Genomic DNA, 14,826 nt, shown 5'->3' with positions numbered 1-14,826 from the left:
GCATGGCTCGGCTCTACACTGGGTTCCCACCTCGGAGCCCTCGCCATGCCCCAGACCGTCATCCCGCAACTGCGCATGCGCCATGCCGACACCACCCTGCCGTTCTACGTGCAGGGGCTGGGTTTCGTGGTCGACTGGGAACATCGCTTCGAACCCGGCTTCCCGCTGTTCGCCCAGCTCACCCGCGACGGCCAGACGATCTTCCTCACCGAACACAGCGGCGACTGCGAGGTCGGCGGCGCGGTGTACTTCATCGTCGACGATGTTGACAGCCTGCACCGCGCCTTCAGCGCGGCCAACGTGCCGATCGAGCAGCCCCCGCATGACACCGAATGGGGCAGCCGCGAAATGCTGCTGCGCGACCCGGACGACAACCGGTTGCGCTTCGCCACACGCGTGGACTGAACGACGCCGGGTTGAGATGAATATACGAAACATATACGCTTCGTATATTGAACCCTCCAGGACCGCCCATGGGCATCGTCAACATCGATGACACCCTGCACGACCAGCTGCGCCGTGCCTGCACCGTTTCCAGCCGTTCGATCAACGCCCAGGCCAACTTCTGGATCCGGGTCGGCATGCTGTGCGAGCTGAACCCTACGCTGAGTTTCCAGGACATCGTCGCCAGCGAGCTGCGCGCGGCCGGCGTGCAGCCACCGTTGCTGCCCCCGGGCCAGGTCTGAGCCGATGGGCATCATCAAGCGCCCCGACGAGATCGCGCTGATGGCCGAATCGGGTCGCCTGCTGGCGCAGGTGTTCGCCGCACTCGACCAGCTGCCGCTGCAGGGCCGCAGCACGATGGAGATCAACGATTTCGTCGAACGCATGATCGTCGATGAGCTGCAGGCGCGGCCGGCCAGCAAGGGCCAGTACGGCTTCCCGTACGTGCTCAATACCTCGATCGACAACGTCATCTGCCACGGCGTGCCCAGCACCACCGACGTGCTGCACAACGGTCAGATCGTCAACCTCGACATCACCCTGGAGAAGAACGGCTACATCGCCGACTCCAGCACCACCTACCTGGTCGGTGAGGTCGACTACGCCGCGCGCCGGCTGGTGCAGACCACCTACCAGGCGATGTGGAAAGGCATCGCCGCGGTGCGCCCCGGCGCACGCCTGGGCGACATCGGCCACGCCATCGCCCGCCACGCGCGCAGCCACGGCTACAGCGTAGTGAAGGAATACTGCGGCCATGGCATCGGCCAGGAAATGCACGAGGAACCGCAGATCCTGCACTACGGCCATCCCCACACCGGCATGGTGCTGGAAGAAGGCATGGTGTTCACCATCGAGCCGATGCTCAACCAGGGCAAGCCGGCCATCCGCCAGCAGCCGGACGCATGGCCGGTCTACACGCGCGACGGCAAGCTGTCGGCGCAGTTCGAACACACCGTGGCAGTCACCCGCAGCGGCGTGCGCGTACTGACCCTGCGCCCCGGCGAGACGCCGTTATGCGCGGTGGATGGCGCCTAGAGTGGCCGTTGCTGCATCCCGGCGTCCTCGTGCACGGTGCGCTTGCGCGCCGTCAGCGGCTCGCGCACCCTATGTGCCACATAGCCGACGCTGGCTGCGAGAATGAAGGTGTAACCAAGGAGCTCGGTGGTCTCCTCGATGGTGTTCTTGAACACACGGATGTACTGATCACCCAACAGTCCGGTCCACAACGACGTCATGCCGATCAGGCGCGAATAGAACAGCAGCAGGACCAGACCAATCGTCATCACGGTACCCGGCCGGGATACGAGAAAACGCACCAGCGCCTGCATGGCCCGGCGCCAGTCGCGGCTGGCCCAGGCCAGTGAGCCGATGATCAGCACACCCACCGGATACTTCCAGAAACCGTGTGCGATCAGGTCCAGCGCCTCATCCATCTCACGCAGGAGCATGCAGGCGAACAGCGCTGCCGCCAGCACGGCAAAGGCCCGATCATCGGCACGCCGCAACGCAAGCCGGACGAAGGCAGCCACGCTGGCGACCAGGAAGCCTTCCTGGGTCAGTTCGACCAGCGACCACTCGCCGACGGCATTGCCCAGCCAATGGATGTCGAGCCAGGCCAACGCAGGCGGAAGCGCCATCATCAGGCCGAACAGGGAGGTGCGCCCCAGGTGGGACAGGAGCAGCTGTAGATTGTCTTTCATGCAACACCGATGCCGCACCGTGGCGGTCGTACAACGAGAACACAGGCGACCGGGGGGCTGCCGAACAACGGCATGCGCGGCGGGGTCGCGACCAGGCGCGCATTATCCGCGCTGTATCCGGCCACGTGAACCGTATCGGTGGAACACATACGCAACACCGGCGTGCGTCACGCACTCATGGCGATAAAGGACGCAACAGCAGCAGCGTGGCCAGGCAGAACATGAAAACCGCCACGCCGGCGTCCAGCATCCGCCAGGCGCCCGGTCTGCGGAACACCGGCTGCAACAGGCGCGCGCCATAACCAAGAGAACAGAACCAGGCCACGCTGGCGACGCACGCACCGGCGGCAAAGGCCCAGCGCAGATCGCCCGGGTAGCGCGTGGACAGACTGCCCAGCAGTACCACCGTATCCAGATAGACGTGCGGGTTGAGCAGGGTGAAGGCCAGGCAGGTCAGCAGCACCTGGCGCCCACTGCCGCCCTGCGCCTCGGCGGCGGCCAGCGCACTGCCACCGCGCCACGCGCGCAATCCCGCCTGCAGGCCATACCAGAGCAGGAAGGCCGCACCACCGAAACGCAGCACCTGCAGCAGCAGCGGCCACTGCAGCACCAGCGCCCCCATGCCGCCGACACCGGCCAGTATCAGCGCGATGTCCGCACCGGCGCAGGCCAGCACCACCCTCCCCACATGACGCTGCTGCAGACCCTGGCGCAGCACGAAGGCGTTCTGCGCGCCGATGGCGATGATCAGGCCGGCACCTGCGAACAGGCCGGCGGCGGTAGCGGCGATCCACATCAGGACAGGCCAGGCAGCGGGGGGACGCGCAGGGTGCGGCCAACGGACACGTTAAGACAAACTGTTTTTTCTTTATCCTATGCAGAAATACTGAAGAGGTACTGGTGGACCTGGTACATCCGCAACTGTCCGCATTTGCCGCAGTGCTGGAAGAAGGCAGCTTCGAGGCTGCGGCGCGCCGGCTGTCGATCAGTCCGTCGGCACTGTCGCAGCGGATCAAGGCCCTGGAGGACCGGCTTGGCCAGGTGCTGGTGGTGCGCCAGGCACCGTGCCGGCCCACCGCCGCCGGTGAGGCACTGCTGCGCCGGGTACGGCCGATGCAGGCGCTGGAGGCCGAGGCAGTGGCCGAACTGCTGCCCGAACGCGGCAGCGACGCCGCACGTACGCCGATCCCCTTGGCGGTCAACGACGACTCGCTCGATACCTGGTTCGTGCCGGCCATCGCCGACCTGCACCAACGCCATGGCTACCTGTTCGACCTGCGCATGGACGATCAGGACCACACCCTGCAGCTGCTGCGCGACGGCAGTGTGCTGGGTGCAGTGACCGCCGAAGGCCAGCCGGTGAAGGGCTGCAACGTACACCCGCTCGGCGCGATGCGCTACCACGCCATCGCGTCGCCCGGCTTCGCCCGCCAGTACTTCAGTGACGGCATGCAGGCCGCGGCCCTGGCGCACGCCCCCATGTTGGTGTTCAACCGCAAGGATGAACTGCAATGGCGCTTCGTGCGACGCCTGGCCCGCGCGCGGCTGCAGCCACCGCTACACTACCTGCCCTCCTCCACCGGTTTCGTCGAAGCCGCCGCGTGCGGACTCGGCTGGGGCATGGCCCCGGAAACGCTGGTCGCACCCGCCGTGCGCGCCGGCCGCGTGGTGGTACTGGAGCCCCGCCGCTGGCTCGATGTGCCGCTGTACTGGCAGCATGCCGCCGTGCGTTCAAGCACGCTGCAGCACATCACCCAGGCGCTGCGCACTGCGGCCAGCGGCACCCTTCGTTGAGGACAATCCGATGACCGCAGACCCGGGCTTCACGCCGCGCGCACTACCGTTTGCGCACTTCTTCACCACTGGGACGGAATGGGCGTGATCGGCCGACGTACAAGGATGCACCGCGCGAAGCCCGCGCTGGCGCTGGCGCTGGCGCTGGCGACCTGCCTGCCATTCGCTGCGTCCGCGCAGAACAACACCGACGCACCTGCATTGGACTGGGAACAGGCGCGGCAACGCCTGGAGCAGGTCTCCGATGCACTGGCGGCCGCTGACGCAGCGGTACGCAACAAGCAGGACCTGCAGGACGCGACCCGCCTGCTGCGCCTGCCGGAGATCACCGGCGAAGTGCGCCGCCTGCAGTTCCAGAAGACCCTCACCCTGCCACTGGGCTCGCTGGCCCCCGTGGCTGAAGCCTTCGGCATCGATTCGCCGCTGTCGTTCACCGAGCGCGACTGGAGAACGCGACCGGTGGTGACGGCTGTGCTGCCGCTGTACACCGGCGGCGTGATTCCGGCCGCACAACGTGCCGCCAGCGCCGCCCACGAACAGGCCAGTGCCGAACGCGAAGCACAGCGCCAATCGCTGACCGTGCAGCTGGCCCAGGCCTACTTTGGCCAGCGCCTGGCCGAGCAGGCAGTGGACGTACGCCGCGACGTGCGCGATGGCCTCAACCAACATCTGTCCGATGCGGAGAAGCTGGAGCGCGAGGGCTTCGCCACCCGTGCTCAGCGCCTGCAGGCCACCGTGGCCCGCGACAAGGCCGAGCGTGAGTACCAGAAGACGGTGAACGATCTGGCCACGCTGAAGGCCGCGCTGTCCACGCTGCTGCGCAGTGGCGGCGAGGTACAGCCGGTGTCGCCGCTGTTCGTGCAGCGCGTGCCGCTGGAACCGGTGGCCAGCTTCGAGCGCACCGCGCAGGCACGCCAGCCGCAGATCGCACGCCTGCGGGCGATGGTGGCGCAGGCCGAACAGGGCGTGCGTGTGCAGCAGGCCAAGCTGAAGCCACAGATCTTCGCCTTCGGCCAGTACGATTTCCGCCGCCGCGACGAAATGCTGACCGACCCGGACTGGGCGTTCGGCATCGGCCTGAAGTACACCTTCCTGTCGCCGAACTCGCGGCCGGCGCAGATCAGCGCTGCGCGCGCGCAGCAGGAGCAGGCCGAAGCCGGCCTGCGCGAGGCCGAAAACCAGGTCGCACTGGGCGTGCGCAAGGCCTGGAATGAGCTGGAGACCGCGCGCCAGCAGTACGTGCTGCTCGACAGCAGCATCGCCCAGGCACAGGAAAACCTGCGCCTGCAGGAACTGGCGTTCCGCGAAGGCCAGGCGACTTCGCTTGATGTAATCGACGCGCGGCTCGGCCTGGGCGGTGCCCGTGTCGAGCGCGCGCAGGCCGCCTACCAATACGATATTGCGCTGGCACAGTTGCTGGAGGTCAGTGGACAGATGGACCGTTTCGAAGAGTTCCGGCGGCGTGCGGACGAGGTGATCGACCATGAGTGATGTGCTGCACGACGATGCGACGACGCCCCCGGCCAAGCGCCGTCTGGGCCCGATCCTGATAGTGGTGCTGCTGGTCGTGGTGGTGCTCGGCCTGTGGCTGGCCTGGCGCAGCCCGGCCGACCAGATCCAGGGCATGGCCGATGCGGACACGATCAACGTGGCCGCCAAGATCACCGCGCGCGTGGCCGAACTGAAGGTGCGCGAGGGCGACCGCGTGCAGCCCGGCCAGGTGCTGTTCCTGCTCGACAGCCCCGAAGTGGCCGCCAAGGAACAGCAGGCGCATGGCGCATTGGCCGCCGCGCAGGCGGTGGCCGACAAGGCCGACGAAGGCGCGCGCAGCGAGGACATCCGCGCCGCCGAAGCGAACTGGAAGCGCGCCGAAGCCGGTGCGACGCTGGCCGAGGCCACCTACCAGCGCGTGCAGAACCTGTTCAACGAAGGGGTGATGACCCGGCAGAAGCGCGATGAAGCGCATGCCCAGGCCACCAGTTCGCGTGAACTGGCCCGTGCCGCCCGTGCGCAGTACGACATGGCGCTGGCCGGCGCACGCGAGCAGGACAAGCGCGCCGCGCAGGGCCAGGTGCAGCAGGCACAGGGCGCGGTGGCCGAAGTCAACGCTGCGCGTGTCGAAGTCGAAGGGCGCGCGCCGGTGGCCGGCGAGATCAACAAGCGCATGGCCGACCCGGGCGAGCTGGTGCCAGCCGGCTATCCCGTGTTCACCCTGGTCGACATCGACCGCATGTGGGTGGCGATGAACCTGCGCGAATCGCAGATGCAGGGCCTGAAGGTCGGCAGCAAGCTGCAGGGCAGCGTGCCGGCACTCAACCAGGACGGTGAGTTCGAGGTCTACTTCATCAATCCGGCCGGCGACTATGCAACCTGGCGCACCACCCGTCAGTCGTCCGGCTACGACGTCCGCAGCTTCGAGGTGCGGGTGCGCCCGGTACGCCGCATCGAGGGCTTCCGCCCCGGCATGAGCGTGCTGTTCGCATGGCCCCAGCACTGAGCCCGGGCCGCAACAGCTTCGCCGCTTCGTGGCGGCGCGAGCTGCAGTCGCTGCGCGGCAACCGTGCCGACCTGCTGCTGGTGACCCTGCTGCCCCTGCTGATGCTGGCGGTGATGGCGTGGATGTTCACGCCGTCGGTGATGCGCGATATCCCCATTGCTGTGGTCGACCTCGACCACAGCAGTGACAGCCGCCTGCTGCTGCGCATGCTCGATGCCAGCCCCGGCGTGCGCATCGCCAGCCAGCCCGTGGACATGGAAGACGCCCGTTCGCAGCTGCGCCGCCTGGATGTGTTCGCCATCGTACTGGTGCCGCGTGATGTCACCCGACAAGCGTTGCGTGGACGGCAGGGCACGGTGTTCGCCTATTACAACGCCACCTACATGACCACTGGCCAGTCGGCGGCGCGCGATATCGGCGACGCCGTCTCGGCCTGGAACGCGCGCCTGCTGCGCGAGCGCATCGGCCTGCAGGTCGGCCCGGGCAAGCTGCGTGCGGCGCCGATCGCGGTGCAGTCGGACATCCTGTACAACCCGGCACGCAGCTACGAACTGTTCCTGCTGCCACTGATCTTCCCGGCGGTGCTGTCGCTGGTACTGGCGCTGGCCGTAGCCGGCAGCCTTGGCCGCGAGATCCGCGACGGCACCCTGCCCGCCTGGCTGGGTCGCACGCCGTGGTCGGCGATTGCCGGCAAGGTCGCGCCGTACACTCTGCTGTTCTCGTTGTATGGCGCGCTCGGCATTGGGTACCTGGCCTGCCTGCGCGGCGATGGTGTGGCCGGCAGCGCGCTCGTGCTGCTGCTCGCACAGCCACTGTTCTACCTGGCCACGGCCGCCTACGCGTTGTTCTTCGTCGGCGTCACCCGCGACATGGGTACCGCGCTGTCCGCGGTCGGCCTCAGCATCGGCACCGCACTGGCATTCTCCAGCGCCACCTTCCCGGTGCTGGATGGCCCCCTGTTCACCCGTATCTGGCATCAGTTGCTGCCACTCAGCGCCTACATCAAGCTGCAGACCCAGCAGCAGTTCATCGGTTCGCCGCTGCAGGTTTCGATATGGCCGCTGACCACGCTGTTGTTGATGACGATGGTGGCCGGCGGCATCGGCGGCCTGCGCCTGATCGCCTTTGCGCGCACGCCCGAAGCCGCACAACCGGCAGGGGCAGACGCATGAGCGCACTCTGGCGCAGCCTCCGGCAGACCCTGATGGCGGTCCTGTGCGATCGCTACGCGATCGTGGTGATGGTCGGCGCGGTGATCCTGTACTCGTTCTTCTACCCGGCCGCGTACCGCCACCAGGTGGCCGGCAACCTGCCGGTGCTGGTGGTGGACGAAGACCACAGCGCGACCAGCCGCGCGCTGCTGCGAAAGCTCGATGCACTCCGCGTTGCACGCGTGGTCGGGCAACCGGCCGACATCGACAGTGCACGCCAGCAGCTGGAAGCCGGCCACGCCGAGGGCATCGTACTGATCCCGGCCAACCTGGAACGCGACATCCTGCGCGGCCATCCGGCCAAGCTGGTGCTGCTCGGCAACGGCGCCTACCTGGGCCGTGCCAGCTGGGTGCTGGGCAGCGTGGCCGATGCACTGGGCGCGTTCGGGCGTGAGGCGGTAGTCGGCCAGGCGGCCTTCATGGGCGCACCGCAGGCACCGCCGGTCACCCTGGTGCAGCGCCCGCTGTACAACACGCAGGAAGGCTATGGCAGCGCCATCGTGCCCGGCGTGGCCGAGCTGATCGTTCACCAGACCCTGTTGATGGGCATCGGCGTGCTGCTCGGTGGCCGCCGACTCGCGCTGGGCCGGCGCCTGCGCTTCGACCTGCCAACGCTGGCGGGCATGGCATTGGGCTTCAGCCTGATCGGCCTGTTCGGTCTGTTCTGGTACGCCGGCTTCACCGCGTGGGTGCAGGACTATCCGCGCGGCGGCAATCCACTGGGCCAGTTGTTGGGCGGCACGCTGTTCATCGCCGCCACGGTGGCGTTCGGCCTGTTCGTCGGCAGCTTCTTCCGCACCCGCGAACGCGCCTTCCAGTACATCATCGCCACCTCGATCCCACTGTTTTTCCTGGCCAACCTGTCGTGGCCGGCGGTGATGACGCCGCAACCGCTGGTCTGGCTGGCGCAGCTGCTGCCGACCACCTCGGGCATCAACCTGATGGTGCGCCTGAACCAGATGGACGCCCGCCCGGCTGAAGTCGGCCACGAACTGATCACTCTCACCGTCCTGCTGCTGCTCTACGGCAGCCTCGCCGCCTGGCGCCTCCTCGAAAAAAAGGGGACGAAGGGGATTGAGTCGTAAACGGCAAGACTGGGGAATTGCGACTTAATCCCCTCCGTCCCCTTTTTCCCCTAACGACGAACGCCGGCGCGGGGCCGGCGTTCGAGTACTGCGGTGTGGAAGGGGAAACGGGGTACGGCTGCGAGCGATCAGCGGTAGACGCGTTCGCAGCGGCGTTCAACCACGCGGTCGCCGTTCTTCTGCTGGCTGTTGCCCTGGATCTGGCGGCCGGCCGCACCACCGGCCACGGCACCGGCCACGGTGGCCAGCTTCTTGCCGTTGCCACCGCCCACCTGGTTGCCCAGCAGGCCACCAATCACAGCGCCAGTGGCGGTACCGGCGATGCGGTTGGGATCGCGCGAATTACGCTGCACTTCCACGTTCTTGCAGACCACGCGGCTGCCGTCATTGAACTTGCGTCCCTCATCGCGCGGCCCATAGGTCTGCGCGCCGGCCACCGACGAAGCCGCCAGCAGGGTGCCCAGCACAAGCAATCGGGTCGAGGTCTTCATGGCCATCTCCTGAGTTCCGGTATGGCACCAGTGTCCTCCCGCGGTTGGCAACCGGAAGTGAAATGCGCGTGTCCGCCACTTCATCGGCCATCGCACGTTCAGGAAGAAAATCCGCGCCCATCGCGACCAGCCGTCGCGATGGGCGCCGTCTCCCTGCCGGCATTGCCCTCTGCTAGAACTCTTCCCAACCACCCGCATTGGCGGCCAGCGTCGGCTCAAGCCGCGGCGACAGCACCGCAGGCCGGCGTACCGGCGCAACCGATGCCGCCACGGCTGCCAGCGCCGGGCGTACTGCGGCGGCGGTCACCGCCCCCGTGCGGAACACCGACACGGCTTCGGCCAGCAGGTTCGCCTGCTCCTCCATCGAGCGCGCTGCGGCACTGGCTTCTTCGACCAGCGCGGCATTCTGCTGGGTGGTCTCATCCATCTGCACCACCGCCTGGTTGACCTGTTCGATGCCCGAGCTCTGCTCCTGGGAGGCAGCAGAGATATCGGCCATGATGTCGGTCACGCGCTGCACCGAGGCCACGATCTCGCCCATCGTGGTGCCGGCCTGGCGGACCAGCGCCGAGCCATCGGCGACCTTGCCGACCGAATCCTCGATCAGGCCCTTGATCTCCTTGGCCGCGCCCGCCGAGCGCTGCGCCAGCGTACGCACTTCGCTGGCCACCACGGCAAAGCCCCTGCCCTGTTCCCCGGCACGCGCAGCTTCGACCGCCGCGTTCAGCGCGAGGATATTGGTCTGGAAGGCGATGCCATCGATGACCGAGATGATCTCGGCGATCTTCTTCGACGCGGCTTCGATGGCCGACATCGTGGTGACCACCTGCCCGACCACTTCACCGCCCTGCGAGGCAACACCATGCGCGCCGATGGCCAGCTGGTTGGCCTGGCGTGCGTGCTCGGCGTTCTGCTTCACGGTAGAGGTCAGTTCCTCCATCGACGCTGCCGTTTCTTCCAGGTTCGCCGCCTGCTGTTCGGTACGCCGCGACAGGTCGGTGTTGCCCGAGGCGATCTCGCCCGCTGCCAGGTTGATGCTGGAAGCACTGGCCTGGATACGGCCCACGATCTGCTTGAGCTGATCGACGGTGGCGTTGCAGTCATCACGCATGCGCGCGAACACGCCGTGGAAATCCCCCTGCATGCGCACGGTCAGGTCGCCGCGCGAGATGGCCTGCAGCAGGGTCGAGACCTGCACCAGGTTCTCGTCGGTGGTCTGCATCAGGCGATTGAGCCCTGCCACCATGTCGCGGAAATCGTAGGCGAAGCGATCTTCATCACCGCGCAGGCTGAAGTCGCCTGCCGCGGCCGCTGTCGCCAGCCGGCGGATCTCGCTGTTGATCGCCGACAGGCTGGACTTGGTTTCGTCCATCGCCTGGGTGATCGCCGCCTTCTCGCCGGGCAGCGGGTCCATGTCCACCGACAGATCGCCGCGTGCGTAGTGCTTCATCACCTCGATCAGCCGGTTCTGTACCTGCACGTGCGATCCAACCAGCGCATTGGTCTCATGCACCATGCGCCCGTAGTCGCCGGGGAATGCGCTCTCGTCCATGCGGTAGCTGAGGCTGCCGGCATCGTGCTGGCGTGCCAGCTCGCCCTGCGCCGCCATCACCGACTGCAGCTGTGCCTGCATGCGCTGCATCGACTTCAGCAGCTGGGTCAGCTCGTCGTTGCCGGTGGCGTCGATGCTGCTGTCCAGGCGGCCACTGGCGATGCCGTCGGCCAGCTTCACCGCGCCTTCCAGCGGACGGGTCAGGCTGCGGGTGATCGCCCAGGCCGCCAACGTGCCCAGCAGCAGGCTCAGTGCCCCGAACGCGATCGACAGCGTGCCGGTCCACGATTCGGTTGCGCGGTACTCTTCGCGGCTGCGTTCGGTCAGTGTTTCCTGGTGGCGCAGCAGGGCCGAGATGGATTCATTCCAGGCCGTTGCCAGACCGTGCTCGGCCAGCAGCTCCTTCGCTGCCCCATCAAAATCCCCCACCTTCATGCGCTCATGCAGTTGCTGGGTTGATGCATCGGTGGCCTTTCGTGCCGCCTCGATGCGCGCGACCAGGGTATCGCCGGTGGCGTCACGCGGAATCTTGATGTACTTGGCCCAGATACCGTCATAGGTCCGCGACAACTCCTGGGCACGCTGGTAATCCCTGTCGAACTCATCACCCCGCTTGATCACCATCAGGCGGCGATGCATCAGCACCGCGTTGTTGGTATCAAGCATGTCATTCAACAAACGCATCTTGACCATGTTAACGTCCACCACTTTCTCGAACTGGGCGGATTTCAGCTGATTCCCATACAGCACCAGGCCAACGATGGCCATGATGAACAGCAGCAGCAGACCGAAGCCGGCGCCAAGCCGGGATCCCACACGGAGATTACGTAAGGCAAGCATCTCAATTCCCTTGATCGTGGCCGTACGTTCGATGGCGGCGCAGCGAAGGGAAACTTTACGAGACTTTATATATGGACCGATCCAAATATATGGAACTGTGCAGGCAGTCAGAAAACAAGGCGGCAGATAATGGCGCCATATCATTATTGAATACCGCTGACACGCCAGCGCCCGATGAAAATCACGCAGGTTTAACACCATAATCATGCCAGCTCCATCCGAAGCGGCCCTGGATTATCTGCGCCGGACACAACCGCCGCCCGGGAGGGCTACAGTCTGCAGATGACACGGATCCTGCACATCGAAGGCGCGTCCATCAACGACATCGCCAGCCTCTACGTGGAAATCAATCGCGTGTTCATGGCCGACGAAGACTGGCAACTGGGCGCAAGCCTGGATGCGCTTGATGACCTGCTTCACGGCGGCTACGGCGCTCTCGCAGGCCATGCCACCGCCACGGTGGTGTGGCGTGACATCGCCCACAGCCGCGATGCACTGGGCCGCGAGGCCACGCGCACCTGGCTGCAGTCGAAACTCGCTCAGGGCGGCAGGTTCAACGGTCCGGCCATCCACGCTCAGTTGACGGCACTGGCGCTTGGCCAGGGACAGACCTACTTCGAGATCGTCATGGAGATCTTCGGCAGCCATCCGCAGATCACCCTGGTGCCTGGCTGAGCGGGCTGCAGCGACCAGCCCCACATCTGCTCAGAGCTTGGCCAGGGCCTCGCCCAGACGGCGCGGGAACGCCACCTCGCTGGCCAGGTGCCATGCGCGTGCATTGGCGCCCAGCCGGGTCCACTCGGACTCATCCATCGCCAGCGCGCGCTCGACGGCCTGTTCCAGCGCCTTCTCATCCACATGCCAGGTCCTGGACAGATGGCAGGGCTCGCCCTCGTGCGCGGCAACCAGGATGCCTCGGCTGTCGTCGATCATCTGATTCATCGGCGCGCCGTCGCAGGTGATCACCACCGCCCCGCAGCTCATCGCTTCCACCAGGTAATGGCCCCAGCCTTCGGTCTGCGACAGGCACAGGTGGAACGCATGTTCGTTCTGCAGGCGCTGCACCTCCTGGTCGAGCAGCCGCTCGCGGACGATCCTCAGGTTCGCGGCACCGCCCTCATCTTCGTCCGAAGGGCCGCCGCGCAGGATGGTCAGCAAAGGCCATTCGGGGTGCCGTTTCCAGACATTGACGAGTGCAGCCGTCCCCTTCATGCGGCTGGTACCGGCCGCATGCAGGAAGCTGCGCGGCCTGCGCGGCACCGCCGGGTCGTAGCGGTCACGGCTGCAGAAACCGACCTCCAGTGCGCGCATGCCCAGCGCGTTGAAGATGCGCGTGGCTTCTTCGGTCTTGGTCAGCAACGCATCGAACCGCGGCAGGATCCGCAGGCTGCGTGCGGACACCCATTCCGGATTCGGGATCAACAGATTGACGTTGGCCAGTCCGAAGCTCGCCGGCCGGACATGTTCCAGCGAGATGTTGATGTCGAACCGGGCCGGCGTGCGCCCCAGGCTCAGCCACGAGGCCAGCAGCCTGCGCAGGCGCATGCCGCGGAGTTTCCAGGCACCACCATTGCGCACCGCGTCCAGGCGGCTGACCGTCACCGTGTGCCCGAGCTGCTGCAACGAGCGCTCGATCACCTGGATGTCATGGGACAGGCCACGCTGGTTGTCGGCAGCCAGCAGATGGATATGCGCCATCAGGAGGGACTCCCTTGCCGGCGCAGGTCACGCGCCGGCAAGGCGGTCGCCAGCATGAAACCCAGCACCAGGTAGAAATAGAACGAATGCGGCATCGCCCGATAGAACACGTTGTCCGTGAACGCCGAAAGTGCATAGACGATGACCACGGCAAGTCCGGCGGTGGCGATCATCGCGGTGATGTCGTCGGCGTGGCCGAGACGTCGCACGAAATGGATGCCGGGCAGGATGAAGAGCAGCAGCATGATCAGCAGCAACGGCACGCCACCGGTCACCGCCGCTTCCAGGTACTCGTTGTGCGGGTGGTTGTAGCGGAAGATCGACTCGGACACCTCGCCGCGGGCGATGCCCTCACGTGCATAGGTACCGAACTGGTTCAGGCCCACCCCCGCCACGGGATGCTCGGCGAAGGCGTCGACCGCCACACCCCACATGGCGATGCGCTCGCGGACCGAGCCGACCTCGTTTTCCTGGTTGAAACCGGAGATCTCGCCACTGACCTCACCGAAGCGCTGGATCACCTCATGGTTCAGCACCGAGGTGGCGCCGACCACGCCAATGACCAGGGCACCGACGAAGGCCAGTGCCCCCCGCCAGCGCCGGGTGCGCCGGACGTGCACCGCAATCACCATCAGCATGGCGGGAATGAACGCCAGGATCGGCCCGCGGCTCTGCGCCAGGATCGAACCATAGACGCCGACGGCGATGGCCACGCCGTGCAGCCAGCGTTCGGCCGGATGGACATTGGGCTGGATCAACCGGATGACCGAGAACAGCGCCATGCACAGCGTCACCATGGTGAACTCGATGGCGGTCCATTCGCCGCCACTGAAACCGTGCGCGCGTTCAAGGCCCATCACGTGGTGCTGCACGATGCACGACCCGCCGAAGACCAGGGTGGACAGGGCGAAGATCTTCCAGATCAGGCGCCAGTCCAGCGCAGTGGCGAACACCGCAGCGGTGCCCAGGTAGAGCAGTGTCTGTGCCGGAAGGTCCAGTTCGTTCCAGCGCAGCCCGTGCCAGAGGATGCTGTAGAAGGCATAGGCCAGGCGCAGGAAGCAGACGATCACGATGAACCGGGCGATGCGGTAGCGCAGGCGGACATCGGGCTGGCGGCGGATCAGAACCACGCCGGTAACCAGCAGGGCCAGCAGCAGCACCGCCTTCAGCAAGGTGTAGGGTGCGGAGCCGGCAAGCGGAACGATGGCGACCAGGATGCTCAGCAGGACGGTACGCCAGGTGTAACGAGGTTCGGCGGCCATGCAGGCTGCAGTCATGCTTGTTCTTTCCATCAACGCCCGCCCGGGGTGAGTCGCCCCGGTTTCCATGGAGGCCGCTTGGCGGAAATCGCCGGGGCTGACACTACCGTGGGGCCCCGTGGAAATCAACCAAACCGCAGGTGTACGGGGGCCTGCGTTGGCGTACGGACAGTCGCGGGCAACCGCCCTTGTCTCTGGGCTTCCGGTCGGGATCATCGACCGCCCCAGGTCGCTACACTAACGATCTCTCCGGCC

At 66.4% G+C, this 14,826-nt stretch carries 15 protein-coding genes; 9 read left to right on the top strand and 6 right to left on the bottom strand.

All coding sequences use genetic code 11. The features are described 5' to 3' along the window. Positions 1–45: 45 nt before the first annotated feature. The 3 genes from AC5P6E_RS15150 to map all read left to right on the top strand — a co-directional run bounded on the left by AC5P6E_RS15150 (position 46) and on the right by map (position 1,479). Positions 46–405: a bleomycin resistance protein gene (locus AC5P6E_RS15150; protein ID WP_010483197.1), complete on the top strand. Its 360-nt coding sequence runs from the start codon at positions 46–48 to the stop codon at positions 403–405. A gap of 68 nt (positions 406–473) precedes the next feature. Then, on the top strand, positions 474–686 hold the full coding sequence (locus AC5P6E_RS15145) for a ParD-like family protein (RefSeq protein ID WP_005412680.1): 213 nt from the start codon (positions 474–476) through the stop codon (positions 684–686). Between the two features lie 10 nt (positions 687–696). Further along, on the top strand, positions 697–1,479 hold the full coding sequence (gene map / locus AC5P6E_RS15140) for a type I methionyl aminopeptidase (protein ID WP_029550766.1): 783 nt from the start codon (positions 697–699) through the stop codon (positions 1,477–1,479). Here map and AC5P6E_RS15135 read toward each other — a convergent pair. Both AC5P6E_RS15135 and AC5P6E_RS15130 read right to left on the bottom strand, forming a co-directional pair. Beyond that, positions 1,476–2,144, bottom strand: coding sequence for a hypothetical protein (locus tag AC5P6E_RS15135; protein ID WP_010483204.1), 669 nt, complete (start codon positions 2,142–2,144; stop codon positions 1,476–1,478). The genes map and AC5P6E_RS15135 overlap by 4 nt on opposite strands. Before the next feature lie 175 nt (positions 2,145–2,319). Further along, entirely contained in the window at positions 2,320–2,940 is a 621-nt protein-coding gene (locus AC5P6E_RS15130; RefSeq protein ID WP_019337575.1) for a LysE/ArgO family amino acid transporter, read from the bottom strand. Between the two features lie 104 nt (positions 2,941–3,044). Here AC5P6E_RS15130 and AC5P6E_RS15125 point away from each other — a divergent pair, with 104 nt between their 5' ends. The 5 genes from AC5P6E_RS15125 (at position 3,045) to AC5P6E_RS15105 (ending at position 8,731) form a co-directional block, all read left to right on the top strand. Continuing rightward, entirely contained in the window at positions 3,045–3,938 is an 894-nt protein-coding gene (locus tag AC5P6E_RS15125) for an ArgP/LysG family DNA-binding transcriptional regulator (RefSeq protein WP_019337574.1), read from the top strand. A 78-nt stretch (positions 3,939–4,016) separates the two neighbouring features. Beyond that, positions 4,017–5,429: a TolC family protein gene (locus AC5P6E_RS15120; protein WP_019337573.1), complete on the top strand. Its 1,413-nt coding sequence runs from the start codon at positions 4,017–4,019 to the stop codon at positions 5,427–5,429. Further along, positions 5,422–6,435 (top strand): HlyD family secretion protein, encoded by a 1,014-nt coding sequence (locus AC5P6E_RS15115; protein ID WP_019337572.1) that lies wholly within the window; start codon positions 5,422–5,424, stop codon positions 6,433–6,435. The genes AC5P6E_RS15120 and AC5P6E_RS15115 overlap by 8 nt, the downstream gene beginning before the upstream one ends. Then, positions 6,420–7,607 (top strand): ABC transporter permease, encoded by a 1,188-nt coding sequence (locus tag AC5P6E_RS15110; protein WP_019337571.1) that lies wholly within the window; start codon positions 6,420–6,422, stop codon positions 7,605–7,607. The genes AC5P6E_RS15115 and AC5P6E_RS15110 overlap by 16 nt, the downstream gene beginning before the upstream one ends. Next, positions 7,604–8,731 (top strand): ABC transporter permease, encoded by a 1,128-nt coding sequence (locus AC5P6E_RS15105; protein ID WP_019337570.1) that lies wholly within the window; start codon positions 7,604–7,606, stop codon positions 8,729–8,731. The genes AC5P6E_RS15110 and AC5P6E_RS15105 overlap by 4 nt, the downstream gene beginning before the upstream one ends. A gap of 128 nt (positions 8,732–8,859) precedes the next feature. Here AC5P6E_RS15105 and AC5P6E_RS15100 read toward each other — a convergent pair whose 3' ends face one another. Both AC5P6E_RS15100 and AC5P6E_RS15095 read right to left on the bottom strand, forming a co-directional pair. Beyond that, positions 8,860–9,228, bottom strand: a complete 369-nt coding sequence (locus tag AC5P6E_RS15100) for a glycine zipper 2TM domain-containing protein (RefSeq protein ID WP_005415760.1) — start codon at positions 9,226–9,228, stop codon at positions 8,860–8,862. Between the two features lie 166 nt (positions 9,229–9,394). Then, positions 9,395–11,614 (bottom strand): methyl-accepting chemotaxis protein, encoded by a 2,220-nt coding sequence (locus AC5P6E_RS15095; protein WP_329835419.1) that lies wholly within the window; start codon positions 11,612–11,614, stop codon positions 9,395–9,397. Between the two features lie 282 nt (positions 11,615–11,896). Between AC5P6E_RS15095 and AC5P6E_RS15090 the strand changes: the two genes are divergently transcribed. Further along, positions 11,897–12,289 carry a barstar family protein gene (locus AC5P6E_RS15090; protein WP_019337567.1) on the top strand — a complete coding sequence of 131 codons (393 nt, stop codon included), beginning with the start codon at positions 11,897–11,899 and terminating at the stop codon, positions 12,287–12,289. Positions 12,290–12,319: 30 nt separating this feature from the next. Here the strand turns inward: AC5P6E_RS15090 and AC5P6E_RS15085 are convergent, their stop codons facing one another. Beyond that, positions 12,320–13,312 (bottom strand): glycosyltransferase, encoded by a 993-nt coding sequence (locus AC5P6E_RS15085; protein ID WP_019337566.1) that lies wholly within the window; start codon positions 13,310–13,312, stop codon positions 12,320–12,322. Next, positions 13,312–14,589, bottom strand: coding sequence for an O-antigen ligase family protein (locus AC5P6E_RS15080; protein WP_495231073.1), 1,278 nt, complete (start codon positions 14,587–14,589; stop codon positions 13,312–13,314). Before AC5P6E_RS15080 ends, AC5P6E_RS15085 begins: the two co-directional genes overlap by 1 nt. Positions 14,590–14,826: the final 237 nt, after the last annotated feature.

The sequence above is a fragment of the Stenotrophomonas sp. YJH_SMC_16 genome (genome assembly GCF_059367875.1).
Note: the sequence above shows the minus strand (reverse complement) of the source record. Positions and strands in the feature narration are given on the sequence as shown.

Coding starts and splice junctions, on each gene's coding strand:
- AC5P6E_RS15150 (WP_010483197.1), top strand. CDS start 46: ATGCCCCAGACCGTCATCCCGCAACTGCGCATGCGCCATGCCGACACC.
- AC5P6E_RS15145 (WP_005412680.1), top strand. CDS start 474: ATGGGCATCGTCAACATCGATGACACCCTGCACGACCAGCTGCGCCGT.
- AC5P6E_RS15135 (WP_010483204.1), bottom strand. CDS start 2,144: ATGAAAGACAATCTACAGCTGCTCCTGTCCCACCTGGGGCGCACCTCC.
- AC5P6E_RS15130 (WP_019337575.1), bottom strand. CDS start 2,940: ATGTGGATCGCCGCTACCGCCGCCGGCCTGTTCGCAGGTGCCGGCCTG.
- AC5P6E_RS15120 (WP_019337573.1), top strand. CDS start 4,017: ATGGGCGTGATCGGCCGACGTACAAGGATGCACCGCGCGAAGCCCGCG.
- AC5P6E_RS15115 (WP_019337572.1), top strand. CDS start 5,422: ATGAGTGATGTGCTGCACGACGATGCGACGACGCCCCCGGCCAAGCGC.
- AC5P6E_RS15110 (WP_019337571.1), top strand. CDS start 6,420: ATGGCCCCAGCACTGAGCCCGGGCCGCAACAGCTTCGCCGCTTCGTGG.
- AC5P6E_RS15105 (WP_019337570.1), top strand. CDS start 7,604: ATGAGCGCACTCTGGCGCAGCCTCCGGCAGACCCTGATGGCGGTCCTG.
- AC5P6E_RS15100 (WP_005415760.1), bottom strand. CDS start 9,228: ATGGCCATGAAGACCTCGACCCGATTGCTTGTGCTGGGCACCCTGCTG.
- AC5P6E_RS15095 (WP_329835419.1), bottom strand. CDS start 11,614: ATGCTTGCCTTACGTAATCTCCGTGTGGGATCCCGGCTTGGCGCCGGC.
- AC5P6E_RS15090 (WP_019337567.1), top strand. CDS start 11,897: ATGACACGGATCCTGCACATCGAAGGCGCGTCCATCAACGACATCGCC.
- AC5P6E_RS15085 (WP_019337566.1), bottom strand. CDS start 13,312: ATGGCGCATATCCATCTGCTGGCTGCCGACAACCAGCGTGGCCTGTCC.
- AC5P6E_RS15080 (WP_495231073.1), bottom strand. CDS start 14,589: ATGACTGCAGCCTGCATGGCCGCCGAACCTCGTTACACCTGGCGTACC.